The 14,016-nt window shown below is 35.9% G+C and carries 10 protein-coding genes and 1 pseudogene; 9 read left to right on the forward strand and 2 right to left on the reverse strand.

What is annotated here, in order from left to right; all coding sequences use genetic code 11:
• The first annotated feature begins 2 nt into the window (after window positions 1-2).
• The gene (locus tag GKR88_11915; protein ID QMU64927.1) at window positions 3-587 is read left to right on the forward strand and encodes a hypothetical protein; all 585 of its coding nucleotides are present in this window, start codon (window positions 3-5) and stop codon (window positions 585-587) included.
• A 119-nt stretch (window positions 588-706) separates the two neighbouring features.
• Entirely contained in the window at window positions 707-2,383 is a 1,677-nt protein-coding gene (locus GKR88_11920) for a sodium:solute symporter (protein QMU64928.1), read from the forward strand.
• On the opposite strand, the gene GKR88_11925 is transcribed toward GKR88_11920, so the two are convergent.
• Both GKR88_11925 and GKR88_11930 read right to left on the reverse strand, forming a co-directional pair.
• Window positions 2,346-2,759, reverse strand: a complete 414-nt coding sequence (locus GKR88_11925) for a DUF2752 domain-containing protein (protein ID QMU64929.1) — start codon at window positions 2,757-2,759, stop codon at window positions 2,346-2,348. The genes GKR88_11920 and GKR88_11925 overlap by 38 nt on opposite strands.
• Window positions 2,759-3,032: pseudogene (locus tag GKR88_11930) on the reverse strand (CD225/dispanin family protein). The gene GKR88_11925 and the pseudogene GKR88_11930 overlap by 1 nt, the downstream one beginning before the upstream one ends.
• Before the next feature lie 623 nt (window positions 3,033-3,655).
• Here GKR88_11930 and GKR88_11935 point away from each other — a divergent pair.
• The 7 genes from GKR88_11935 to GKR88_11965 all read left to right on the forward strand — a co-directional run bounded on the left by GKR88_11935 (window position 3,656) and on the right by GKR88_11965 (window position 13,994).
• A complete protein-coding gene (locus GKR88_11935; protein QMU64930.1) occupies window positions 3,656-4,723 on the forward strand; it encodes a T9SS type A sorting domain-containing protein in 1,068 nt (355 codons plus the stop codon).
• Window positions 4,724-4,852: 129 nt separating this feature from the next.
• Window positions 4,853-6,901 carry a polysaccharide lyase family 7 protein gene (locus tag GKR88_11940; GenBank protein ID QMU64931.1) on the forward strand — a complete coding sequence of 683 codons (2,049 nt, stop codon included), beginning with the start codon at window positions 4,853-4,855 and terminating at the stop codon, window positions 6,899-6,901.
• Between the two features lie 56 nt (window positions 6,902-6,957).
• A complete protein-coding gene (locus GKR88_11945; GenBank protein ID QMU64932.1) occupies window positions 6,958-7,305 on the forward strand; it encodes a cupin domain-containing protein in 348 nt (115 codons plus the stop codon).
• Window positions 7,306-7,647: 342 nt separating this feature from the next.
• Window positions 7,648-10,725 carry a SusC/RagA family TonB-linked outer membrane protein gene (locus tag GKR88_11950; protein QMU66704.1) on the forward strand — a complete coding sequence of 1,026 codons (3,078 nt, stop codon included), beginning with the start codon at window positions 7,648-7,650 and terminating at the stop codon, window positions 10,723-10,725.
• A gap of 27 nt (window positions 10,726-10,752) precedes the next feature.
• Window positions 10,753-12,189, forward strand: coding sequence for a RagB/SusD family nutrient uptake outer membrane protein (locus GKR88_11955; GenBank protein QMU64933.1), 1,437 nt, complete (start codon window positions 10,753-10,755; stop codon window positions 12,187-12,189).
• A 31-nt stretch (window positions 12,190-12,220) separates the two neighbouring features.
• Window positions 12,221-13,099, forward strand: a complete 879-nt coding sequence (locus GKR88_11960) for a PKD domain-containing protein (GenBank protein QMU64934.1) — start codon at window positions 12,221-12,223, stop codon at window positions 13,097-13,099.
• 4 nt (window positions 13,100-13,103) lie between these two features.
• Complete coding sequence (locus tag GKR88_11965; GenBank protein QMU64935.1) at window positions 13,104-13,994, forward strand: polysaccharide lyase family 7 protein; 891 nt, start codon at window positions 13,104-13,106, stop codon at window positions 13,992-13,994.
• Window positions 13,995-14,016: the final 22 nt, after the last annotated feature.

Consider the following 14,016-nt stretch of genomic DNA (forward strand, 5'->3'; position numbering starts at 1 on the left):
TCATGCGCAAATTGTTTGTTTTAGGAATATTCTTTTTCTTCTATAATTGTTCCGAAGGTCAGATAATAGAAAAGTTAAACGAGGAAGAAAAGCGATTGTTAGAAACATTTAAAAGCCTATCGGATTCCGCAAGTTTAAAAATGACAACCGCTACTGAACCCGGTGAGAAGCTTATGTTGTGTATTACTTTTATAAATAAAGCAACTGCCGGTGTGTTGACAAATCAAAAAGTGTTATTGTACCAGACAAACAAAAATGGTGCATACGAACCATCTGATCCCGAAGATCAGACGACTGCAAAAATAAAAGCTACAGGTTTTACGGATGAAAAAGGAAGACTTTTTGTAGAGACCATACTTCCCGGCAGCTACGGTTCTTCCGGAGATAACAGACATATTCATATACAGGTATTCGATGCAAAACCGGAAGCCTACGATATTTTTTTCAAAGACTATTTAAGTACTTCTCTGATGACTCGTTTTGCTTCCGGAAATAACGATCAGTTTTTTGTAGCAAAATTAAAATATACGGAAGCTGATGCACTTATTTGTTTTGTAGACATAAAAGTTAAAAACCAAAAAAACTAACCAACATGCCGGAACAAAAATTACATTGGAAAAAAATGTATACTTTGGTTTTAATCATCAATCTTATATACATTCTCCTTTTTTATTTTATTACCAAATACTATTCAATTTTGTAAAAGATGACCGGAACCTTACATTATATTGATTGGATTGTATTGTCTGTCACCATCGTATTTATTGTTGTTTACGGAATGTACAAAACCGGTATAAATAGTGGCGTAAAAGATTATATCAAAGGAGGAAATAATACCAAATGGTGGACGGTAGGTTTATCCGTAATGGCTACGCAGGCCAGCGCGATTACTTTTTTATCAACACCCGGGCAAGCATTTCATGACGGGATGGGCTTTGTACAATTTTATTTTGGCCTGCCTGTTGCTATGGTCATTATTTGCCTGGTATTTATCCCTATTTACTACAAACTCAACGTATATACGGCATATGAATATTTGGAAACCCGATTCGACGTAAAAACCAGATCGCTTGCAGCTGTTTTATTTTTGGTTCAAAGAGGACTGGCAGCAGGAATTACTATTTATGCACCGGCAATTATTCTATCCTATGTATTAGGATGGGATTTGGTAACCTTGAATATTTTCATCGGGTTATCCGTAATTTTTTATACGGTTTCCGGAGGTACAAAAGCCGTGAATGTAACCCAGAAGCAACAAATGCTGATCATTTTTTCAGGGATGATCATTGCTTTTTACCTAATCATGCATTATATGCCGGAAGAAATTACCTTCGGAAAGGCACTGGATATTGCAGGCTCCGGTGATAAGATGAAAGTACTTGACTTTTCATTTGATTTACATAACCGATATACGGTTTGGACAGGGTTTTTAGGCGGTACTTTTTTAATGCTGTCTTATTTTGGAACCGATCAAAGCCAGGTACAAAGATACCTTTCCGGGAAATCTCTGCGAGAGAGCCAGTTAGGCTTACTCTTTAACGGATTGTTAAAAGTACCCATGCAGTTTTTTATTTTACTGACAGGAGTGATGGTATTTGTATTTTATCAATTTAATGCATCTCCGCTAAATTTTAATCCAAAAGCAAATGAAGCCGTTATCAATTCGGCTTACTACGATGCTTATAAGGAGTTGGAAAACGAGCATGTTGAGATAGAGGATCAGAAGAGGAAGTTGCTTTTAGATGGGGTGCGGGATAATGAAAGAGCACTCATTAAAGAGCTAAATGCCAAAGATAAAATAGTAAAAGAACAAGCCAGGGAAATTATTTTAAAAGCAAACCCCGATGTGGAAACCAATGACAAAGATTATGTATTTATCCATTTTATTCTGACCACACTTCCTCGCGGTATTATCGGGTTATTGTTAGCTGTAATTTTGGCGGCGGCTATGTCGTCTACGGCGTCAGAGTTAAACGCCTTGGCAGCTACCACGACCATAGATATTTACAAACGAAATATTGCACAAGGCAAGAGTGAAACTCATTATGTATATGCTTCCAAATGGTTGACATTGGCCTGGGGTTTCCTTGCTATTCTCATCGCTTGTGTTGCAAATTTATTTGATAACCTCATTCAATTAGTCAATATCATCGGTTCGGTTTTTTACGGAAATGTATTGGGTATTTTCTTGTTGGCATTTTTTATCAAATATGTAAAAGGAACCTCCGTATTTATAGCAGCTATCATCACACAATTGATCATATTTTATATTTACTATATAGACGTACTGCCTTATTTATGGTTAAATTTAATCGGATGTGTGATCGTTATGATCTCAGCTGTTTTTATTGAATTGGTAACCAGAAAACCTTATAGTCCGTAATTGGAGCCAGTATGTGAAATGGAAAGATGTTTAGATTTCTTAATATCCAGAAAAGAACTATGATTCCAAAAATAATATAAGGAGATTTAGGATGGTATATTAATTTATAAAACCTGTTTTTCGAATATAGAAATAAGCCGAATCCAAAAAACAAAGTGACAACCATTAATATATTGTGCCTTATGGCTCCCATTATATTTAGATGCGTAAGATCGTGAATTGCTCTTTGTGATCCGCAACCGGGACAATATAAGTTTGTCATTTTATAAAAAGGACATTCGGGGAAAAAACGGATACTGTCAGGATCGAAAAAAAAATATAGAGATACTATTATTAGTAACAGTATCCCTATACTTAATTTTATAGTACGACTCATTAATTAAAACCTCCCGTTCCCATTGCTGCAAACATGGCTGCAAAGAAAAGGAAATATAAAGCAATTATTACCAAGCTAACTACCGCTGATACAAAGCCCATATTTTGGCGTTTTTGGAAGCGGAAACGGCTTCTTCATATCGGCCCTCGGCATATAAGCCATTTACTTTTGCCGCATAGATAATACTTACAATTCCGGTAGGTATACAACATAAAATAGTGGTAAAATTGCAAATACCATGTAATTTTCGGGTCTGGATTGATGTTGTTCCATTGTATAGTTAAAAAATTAGTTAATAATTATAAATATAAAAAAAATAAAAGATTAAAAGGTAGTAGCATCCGAAACTTTAGAAATAAGACCGTTTCATTGATAGAAGTTAGAAAATAAACACTTGATAATCAATACATTACATTTTAAAATTCTATGCTGGTTACATATAATAAAGAATCCTTATATATGCCACCATTACTATATATGCTACTCTCTATTAGCTCATTTTTTAATGTCATAAGTTTGTTTCCGCAACAAATTTCTTCAATAAACTTTACTTGAACTTCATTTTTGTTATTCAACAATTCATTATCATTACATGATAACATACTGCTTAACACTAAAAGTGTGGTGCTCATTATTAGTGTCAATTTTGTTTTGTTCATAGTTTTAGCTTTATTATTAGATGTAAAAATTTCAATTTGATTGTGTTAAATCAAAAAGAATATTAAACCCGAATGATGTATTAGAAAAACTAGATTTAGAAGTTATTTTTAAATAATATTTTGTCAATTAAAAAATAATTGTACATTTGGTAAACCAATCTGGTCAACCAGCATAAAATATCTTTTTAAACAAAAATAATAAAAAGGGCAATTTAAAAATAATTTAAAACTAAAATTATGAAAAAAACACTACTTATTACATTATTACTCATTAGCCAGTTTATAACTGCACAGTTATATATTAGCGAAGTATTTCTTAGCCCTCCGGGAGATGATTCCCCTAATGAATATATTGAGATCCGTGGCACTCCAAATGCTACCATAGCAGCAGGAACTTATATAGTAACCATAGATGGAGATGTAGAAACCTCCGGAAACGGCCCGGGAGATTTAGAATCAGATATTATGAATTTGTCGGGGCTAACAATCGGATCTAACGGATATTTGGTTTTACTAACTACAGGACACCCTTATACCGTGGACCCCAATGCAACAATTGCATTAGATTTAAATGACGGGAATATCGAAGATCAATCACACACTATTTTACTCATACAAACAAATACTCCACCCTCAGGGAGCGATGATATTGATAGTGATAATGACGGTACACCGGATGGTTCTGTATATGCAGGATGGACAGTCTTAGACGGAGTAGCTTTTGCCGATGATGATGGCACCTTACCTCATGATGAATATGCATATGCAAATGTTATTTTTGCCGAAAGCGCCATTGTTCCCACATTAAAACACCCGGCCGGAGCTACAGTAATATCTACAACGACACAATATGATTATGCTGCCAGAATTGGAAATTCAACAGGTTCTGCCGTAACCAATGATGCCAGTACTTCAGATTGGGTAGGAGGGGATATTCCTTCAGGAAACGTTCCTAACTGGGTACTAAGTTCAACTACGGACAGGGCAACACCAAATAGTTTTGCAGGGTCTCAACTAAATCATATAGGTTCGGCAAACCCCTCTATGAACACATTATCTACGGAAGATGTTTTTGCTCGTTCTAATTTTAATTTGTACCCGAATCCTGTAAATGACTTTGTTCAAATATCAACAGATGTGCAAATTGATTCTGTAGAGGTATTTAATTTGATTGGAAAAAAAGTATTTTCAGCTTCAGGACTAATAAATGATAGAGTAAATGTTTCTTCTCTTTCTACAGGAATCTATATACTTAAAATTACAAGTGGGAACTCTAGTATTGCCAAAAAAATTATAAAAAACTAAGGAGTTACAAAGAATTATTGTTTATTAACAAATAGTAACCATCTTAAATTGTCGGTTAACCGTACCCGGTTAATTGGCAATTTTTAGTTACAACCTCAAAATGCTTTAACTCAAAATTATCATATAAATATGAGTTTTAAAATACCTAAATCGATTTTTATCTATTATCCGATAATAAGTGCTTTTTTACTATTTAATTACTGTGTTGAAAACAAAAAACAAAACTCTACCAGCACTGAAAATATAGCTACAGGTAGTAATGCAAACGACATAATACCATTTTTCCAACATTGGAATTTAATCTTAGGTGATGGTTCTAATGTAGGTCAGGCAATTAATTATGAGAATAAAAATTTCTTTTACACCGCCAGAGATGACAAAGAAGATTGGGTAGTATTTAAAACACCTAATGCAGGGAATACCCACGGCACTTCCAACAACACAAGAACTGAACTAGCTCAATTAAAAAAGTGGTCGCCGATGACAGAAGCTAAAATGAATGCTACCCTTAAGGTAATGAATGTGGCCAAAACAGGAGATGCCCGTGTTGCGGCAACATACTCAGTGGTAGTTGGACAGATCCACAGTGCAGACGGGCATGAAAACGAACCACTAAAGATATTTTATAAAAAATTTCCTAGCCATACGAAAGGTTCTGTCTTTTGGAATTATGAAATCAATACCAAAGGTAATGATAATTCGGGGCGGTGGGATTATTCTTACCCAATTTGGGGTTATGACTTTTCTGTTGTTGGAACTGATAAAAACACCTACCCGCCAGAGCCAGAAGACGGGATTGCTTTAGGGGAAGAGTTTAGTTACGAAGTGGAAGTTAAGAAAGGAATTATGCGCCTTACATTTACAAGTGAAGGACATGAAACCAAAACATTTACTAAAAACCTTGTTTCTTCTGAATATTCAAAACATTCAGACATCCCAAAACAAGTCAAAGAATTATTTGTCCCAATAGGTCAAGATGGTGTAGAACGTGAAAGTGCCTATGCAGATGAAGGACTCTTTTTTAAGCTAGGCTGTTACAATCAAACAAACGGAAAAGACCCTAAAGTAAATAAAGTATGGTGTTCAGGTGCTGAGATTCATGGTGGTGATATCCCAAAACAATATGCAGATGGAAACTACGCTGAAGTTTGGTTTAAATCTGCTAGTATTGAAATCAGCGATGATGCAATTTCGAATGCCGGGTATTTTAAATCAAACGATGGCTTGAGTAAAAAAATAGTCTATCCAAGTGAGGTGATTCCTTTTATGGGTAAATTTAAAATGTTGATGGGAGATGGAACCAATATGGAAAACCTGGGTGACTTTGAGCATAAAGATTTTTTCTACACTGTTATTGACGGTACCAGGCGTTGGGTAGTCTATAAAACACCTAATTCAGGCGTAACTTCACCAAACTCTAGTAATACCAGAACAGAATTACACGAAAAAAGAGAATGGACACCTGAAGAAGGAGGTAAATTAACAGGTACCTGCAAAGTCATGCAGGTTTCCATTTCCGGTGATGCCAGAGTTGCGGCCTCGTACTCAACGGTAGTTGGGCAAATCCATAGTGGTGAAGGACATGAAAATGAACCCCTAAAAATATTTTACAAGAAATTTCCGGGGCATAGCAAAGGATCCGTATTCTGGAATTATGAAATTAATACAGCAGGTGATGATAATTCCGGAAGATGGGATTTTTCAACCGCCGTATGGGGGCACGATATGTCTGTTGTTGGAACAAGCAAAGATGAGGAGCCCGCTGAGCCTGAAGATGGAATAGAATTAGGTGAAGAATTCAATTATGAAGTAAATGTATATAAGGGAGTTATGTATCTCACCTTCAAAAGTGATAAGCACGAAACAAAAACATTTACTAAAAACCTCACCTCATCCGAATATGTAAAAAAATCAGATATGCCAAAACAGGTAAGGAAACTATTCGTACCTATAGGACAAGATGGAACTGAACGTGTCACTGCCTACAGTGGAGAGTTAAATTATTTTAAACAAGGTGCTTATAACCAAACCAATGGGAAAAACCCCGAAACAAATATGGTATGGTGTACAGGTGCAAAAACCTATGGAGGTGACATTGCTAAACAATATGAAAATGGGTGTTACACAGAAGTGTGGTTTAGAGAAGCAACAGTGGGTCCGGGCACCTCACCAAAATAAATCGGGTTAAAAGTAATAAAGGACCACGTTTTGTAACTAATTAAAAACAATATAATATGAAAACATTTGGAACAAGTAAAGAATTCATCATGGGAGATGATATTGAATGGGAAGTAGTCGGAGAAGGTGTAAAACGTAAAATTATGGGATATGATGATAAAATAATGCTTGTAAAAGTGCATTTTGATGAAGGAGGTGTAGGCCCAATGCACGAGCATTACCATTCACAAGTAACCTATGTTGAAAGCGGAGAGTTTGAGCTCACAATCGGAGAAGAAACCAGATTGATGAAAGGAGGAGATTCGTTTTACATTCCCCCTCATGTTCTTCATGGAGCAATCTGTAAGAAATCAGGAGTTCTTATTGATGTATTTAGCCCGATAAGAGAAGATTTCATGGAATAAATAAATTTTTATAGTCAATTTTTTCCCAATAATTTGGTGTTAAAAGAAATTTATATATATTTGGTTCTCCAATCTGGTAAACCAGATTGGAGAACCAATAAAATAATGATTATAAAATTAACATTAATTAAAAAAAAGACAGGTATCCCTATCCTTTAAAAAATACTTCTTTCGAGGGAAGTATAATGCACATGGCCTTATTAAATAAGTATGAACAATACAAAAATACAAAATCAATTTATAAATAAGACGATTTGTTTGGAAATAAGGTTTATGTGAGAAGATTAAAAAATAGTTCTATTTAAGGAATTAGTAAACCAAAACTTTAAAACATAAATAATGATGAACTTAAAACTTAAGCTGGCATTACTGCTTACAATGTTCGTAAATATTACATTTGCACAGGAAACAGTTATTGTTAAAGGGAAAGTAGTCTCCCAAACAGATGGTACCGGTTTGCCGGGTGTAACTATAAAAATATTGAACACTTCGAGGGGAGATGTTACAGATTTGGACGGGAATTTTCAAATTGTAGTTAAAAAAGGAGAAACCCTTGAATTTTCGTATTTGGGATATGCACCGCAAAGAGTAGTGATTACTGATCAAAAAGAACTACAAATAGTACTGGCGGAAGACAGTAATCTTCTGGACGAAGTTGTTGTTGTTGGTTATGGAACACAAAAGAAATCGCATTTGACAGGAGCTATTTCCAAAGTAACTAATGATAAGTTAGACCAAATAAATGTCTCGCGTATAGATGATGCTTTAGTAGGTCAGGTTTCGGGGGTAAACATTCAGGCAACAGAAGGAGAAGCCGGATCTGCACCAACAATCAGGATTAGAGGAACCGGATCCATTAATGGAAATTCCGGGCCTTTAGTGATTGTAGACGGAGTGCCGGTTGATGAAGATTTCTTAGGATCTTTGGATATGAACAATATTGAATCTTTTGAAGTTCTAAAAGATGCGGCATCAGGAGCTATATATGGTTCAAGGGGAGGTAATGGTGTTATTATTATTACTACAAAAAGTCCCGAAGAAGGGAAAGTAAAGCTGAGTTATAATATGGTTACCGGTTATAAAGCGGCCAGGCAAAGCGATGCTTATCATCTTTCTGTAGCAGAAGGAGTAGCAAGAGAAATGGCAGCAAACGGAACACTTTCCGATAGAAAGGGATATAAACAACTTATCGGTGTTGATAACAACTGGCAGGACATTATATTTGACGGAGGAATAATAACGGATCACTCTTTTATAGCAACCGGAGGAGGGAAAAAAGCAAAATTCAATATAGGGCTTAACTATTTGGAAGACAATGGGGTATTACTTACAGACTATTTTGAACGATATAATATAAATGCCAAAATCGATTATAAAATAAGTAAGAAATTAACTGTTGGACTCAAAGTAAACCCTTCATTTACTAAAAGAAGAAGGTTTGACGGTTCTACACATGATATTTTGAGACAACCCTCGTGGTTACCTCTGTATCTCGATGCAAATACCATTCAATTTGTTAATCGGTTTAGAGATGGGGCGAGATATGCCAATGCGCAAGTTGGAGATTACGCAATTCAGAGAATGTTTGATGATTATGATTTAGCTGCCGGAGAACCAAGTACAGGGAGTGGCACGGATATTAGTAATTCTTCTAATACAAATCCGGGAGCAAAAATATTAGAGCGAAAAAGATTTGAATACAGAAATAAATTGTTAACAAGTATTTACGCTAAATATAAAATCAATAAAGATTTAACTTTTAGATCTAACGCTTCTTTAAATTACCAGTTTACAAGAACATCCCGTTATCAAGGTGTACAATCACATAGAAACGGAGGTTCTAATGCCAGATTAGACAGTACCCGGCAGGCAACCTTCAGGTTAGTTGCCGACAATACCTTATCTTACAGTAAAACAATAGGGAAGCATGAAATCAATGCGGTGATAGGTACCTCCATAGAGAGGAGAAAAAGAACTTTTGAAAGTATACAAGGAACAGGATTTGCTAACGATGCTTCTCAGATCATAGCTTCTGCCGAAAGTATTACGGATCAAGATAAATTTGAATGGGAAAGAACACTATTGTCTTTTTTTGGAAGAGTTAATTATGCATATGAAGATAAATACCTGGCTTCCGTTAGTTATAGAAGAGATGGAAGTTCAGTATTTGGCCCTAATGTGAAATATGGAAACTTTACGGCAGTTTCCATAGGTTGGAATATTGCCAAAGAAAACTTCTTAATAGACAGTGATGTTATAAACAATCTGAAATTACGCGTTAGTTACGGAGTAACAGGGAATAACGATTTTAGAACAGGGAATGAATTAGTAAACAATTATCCGTATTTGGCAATTTTAGACAATACCACAACAGCAGTGAGTGGTGGCCAACCTGCTCTGATTGTAAACCCTCTTAATATTCCTAATCCTAATCTAACATGGGAACGACAAATAGAATTTAATCCGGCAATAGACTTCGGCCTTTTTAATAATGTGATATCCGGATCTGTTGATTATTATAAGAGAACGAGTGATCAACTACTACTGAACAATCCTATCTCTACGACAACAGGCTTTAGTAATGCACTGGTAAACCTCGGTAAAGTAGAAAATAAAGGATTTGAAGTTGAACTGAGAAGTAGAAATATATCTAACAGTAATTTTAGATGGTCAACTACATTCATTGCATCCAAAAACAAAAATGAGTTGGTAGACTTCGCAGATTCTAACGGTCAAACTCAGATAGTAGATTCCAAAAGAGCTGCAGAATGGATTAATCTGGAAGGAAACCCAATATCTTCTTATTACGGCTGGGTAGTGGATAGAGATATTCCGTTAGAATATATTACAGATCCTTTTCATCCTATTGGGGCAGAAGCACAAGACGTATATGTAAAAGATTTAAATGGCGACGGCCTGATTGATAACGATGATAGAACCATTTTAGGAAGCCCTTATCCCGATTTGATATGGAGTTTATCTAATGATTTTACATTGGGAGCTTTTGATATCAATTTGATGGTTCAAGGAAGTCATGGGGCTGAAATTAGAAATATGGGAGACCAATATATTTTTAACCACTTTAACAGTGCGCAAAATTATATTGTTGCAACAACACCTGATCAAGGATTTATCAAAGAGAAAATATTTACAAATGATATTATTCAGGATGCTTCTTACGTTGCTTTGAGAAACTTAAATATAGGATACAGATTTAGTCAGGAACTTTCTTCGGAATTAAAGATTTCCGGTGCCAGAGTTTATGTATCAGCGCAAAATCTGTTCTACATAACAGCGAGTAACTATACAGGGTTTAATCCCGAATCTATCAATAATACAAGTGCAACAACCTATGGATACCAAAGAGCAGGGTCTCCTGTTTTCAGAACCATCTCCTTAGGTGTAAATGTTCAATTTTAAGCTACTAAAACTTAAATAGAAAATATTATGAAACTAATAAAATTTTTAACATTACTATCAATAGCAATGCTAATTACATCATGTGAAAAGACCTTCTTATCTCCCGAATTAAATACAGGGATTAATGCAGATAATTATTTTACCAATGATGCCGAAATAGAAACCGGAATCTTAAATATTTATGATGGAATACAAGGTGTAAATGCACTAAAATTTACAAGTACTAATTTAAATCATGCCGTACAAGTAGAATTTTACGTAACAGAAATGCGTAGTGATAATACCAGAACTAAAGCAAGTGAAGGTGAAGCAGCTCAATTTGAACAGTTTAATATTCAGGCAACCAATGGTATTGTTGCTGACTATTACAGAAGTTACTACAACGTAATTTTTAGAGCCAATCTTGTTTTAGAAAACCTGGGAGCAGCTTCATCCGGTAGTGCTGCCAGATATGAAGCGGAAGCCAGATTTTTAAGAGGATACGCCTATTTTAATTTAGTAAGATTATTCGGAGATATTCCATTAATCAACAAAGTGATTGACCCATTAGATAAAGTAACGGCATTCACCAGAGTCTCAACCACCGAAATTTATAATCTGATTGTAAGCGATCTCGAAAATGCAGTTGCTAATTTAACAGATGGCGGGCCAAAAGACCGGGCAAGCAGAGCTGCAGCACAAGGCCTTTTAGCAAAAGTATTCTTAACTTTGGGAAGATACGGAGAAGCACAAACACTTTGTGAGGATATCATGAATCCGGCCAGAGGGTTTACTTTGCAAAGCGACTTCAGGAATATTTTTTATAATGAAGGAAATAGCGAGGTGATATTTGCAATTGGTTTTGTTGCAGGCTCAAACGATGATAGTCAAAATTTTTCTGCGGAATGGCTAAATGCCGTAGGGAGGACAAGCGGTGTTAATTATGTAACTGCAGACGCCAGAGCTTCACTGGATGCCAACGGAGGTACCAGAACACAATACTCCTACAGACAAGATCAAAGCCAGATAACCCAGTACCAAGTAGTAAAATATTTACCTGATGGCGATACCACTTTGGGGATACCTGTTACTTCTCCTGACCCTACTTCTGCAGGGAATGATTGGATTGTATTACGTTATGCAGATGTTATCCTGATGCATGTTGAAGCTATTTTGGCGGGCGGAGTTTCCACAACCAGTTCAAATGCCTTGGTGTCATTTCAAATGATTCGAAACAGAGCAGGTTTAACCACCCCGGTAACGAGTATTACAAAAGAAGAACTGTTGGAAGAAAGAAGAGTAGAATTAGCTTTTGAAAATCAACGATTATTTGATCTGATAAGATTTGGTGTTGCCCAAGATGTTTTAAGTGCATTTTCAACAGCAAACGGATATGGATTTACGTCAACTGACCTTTTGTTACCTATTCCACAATCAGAAATAGGGTTAAGCAATGGTCTTTTAACTCAAAACCCCGGTTATTAATTCTAAAACACATAATTATAAATTAATTATTATGGAACAAGCAATTAAAAATATAAACAATAGAATTTCTAAAATAGCAATTTCGTTATTAACATTAGCTGTTACAACGTTATATATTGCGTGCGAAGATAATACATTACCCGAAGTAGGATCCATACCTGATTTAACACCTCCGACAGCAAATTTTTCAGCTACGCAGGGATCAGGAGCAGGTGATGCGTGGAAAGTATATACGTTTGCGAATTTATCAACAAGTGTCACAGACTATTCCTGGAATTTCGGAGACGGAAATACCTCAACAGCAGTAGAACCTACAAATACGTTTCCCGGAGAAGGAACTTATACGGTAACACTTACTGCCAGTGATAAATTGGGAGTGACAAACACACATTCTCAAGCTATAGAAGTTGTCGAACCACAAGCCCCGGTAATCATAGTACCTCCCATATTAGAAGCAAGTTTTGAAGATGGCACCCTGGATGGCGGTACAGGAGACGGTAGAGATTCTTGGAGAAATTCTAGTATGGGAGGAGTTATTCAAATTACTAGCAGTCCGGTACATGAAGGCTCTCAAGCTTCTAAATACCCATCTGCAGGCGACCGAATTGCATACCAGGAACTGGGAGTTTCTCCTAATTCGGATTATATACTTACGTATTGGTATACGATTAAAACTTCTCCAGTAGGATCTATTACAGTATCTGTTTTAGCCGGCGGAGGATTTACAAATGTGGCAGATATACCGGCTGCTACAATTGCTTCTTTTGAAGGAACAGACCAATCAAGCGCCAATACTTATGTAAAGGTTGATTTACCATTTAATTCGGGAGCCAATTCTACAGTATCTATTTTTGTCACTAATCAAGGTGCCGAAGCCAGACTGGATTCATTTTCTATAGTATCAAACTAAAAAAATGAAAAAAATTAAAGAATCATACCTAAGCATTTTATTTGTTGCTTTATGTAGTTTGACAAGTGCTTGCCAGGACGGACAAAAGGGGGAAAATACCCCAGAAACCGGAGTTAATAATGACCTATCTCCTGATGATTATAAGTTGCCGAGTATTGATTTGAGTAATTGGAAAGTTACATTGCCCATAGGGAACCCAACCGAAATAGAACCACCGGAAATTTTAGGGTATGCTACAGATGAAACATTAAAGCCTTTTATGTATAATGATTCAATTAAAGGAGCATTGGTTTTCCACACATATCCGGGATCAACAACAACAAACTCATCGTATTCCAGAACAGAATTGAGAGAACAAATGGTACCGGGAAGTAATACTACTAACTGGACATTCGCTCAAGGAGGGATTATAAAAGGCGAGTTAGCCATGGGTGAAATCACAAAGGATGCCAATGACAATTATCACAGGACAATTATCATGCAGATACATGGGAGGCTAACTGATGAACAAAGAGATTTGATAGGATCCGGTGACAATAACGCTCCTCCTGTTTTAAAAATTTATTGGGTGAACGGAAAAGTGAGGGTAAAAACAAAAGTACTCAATGATTTGGATGCAACAGCAACAGAAATACTACATACTTCCGCTTGGGGGGATGATGTAGGGTATACATTTCCCGAGTATGTTGGTTTTGATAAATTTACTCTGGAAGTCAAAGTATCTCAAGGAAGAATGGAGGTGATTATGAACGGGGTATCAAAAGTGTACAATGATATCCATATGCAAAAATGGGGTATATTTGAAAATTATTTCAAAGCAGGAAATTATTTGGTAACACGTGATAGTTGGGCAAATGCAAAAGTGGAATATTATTCGCTGGAAGTATCACATTAGAAATAAAAATTAGGTAACGAGT

Source organism: Flavobacteriaceae bacterium (assembly GCA_014075215.1).
Taxonomy (GTDB): Bacteria; Bacteroidota; Bacteroidia; order Flavobacteriales; family Flavobacteriaceae; genus Polaribacter.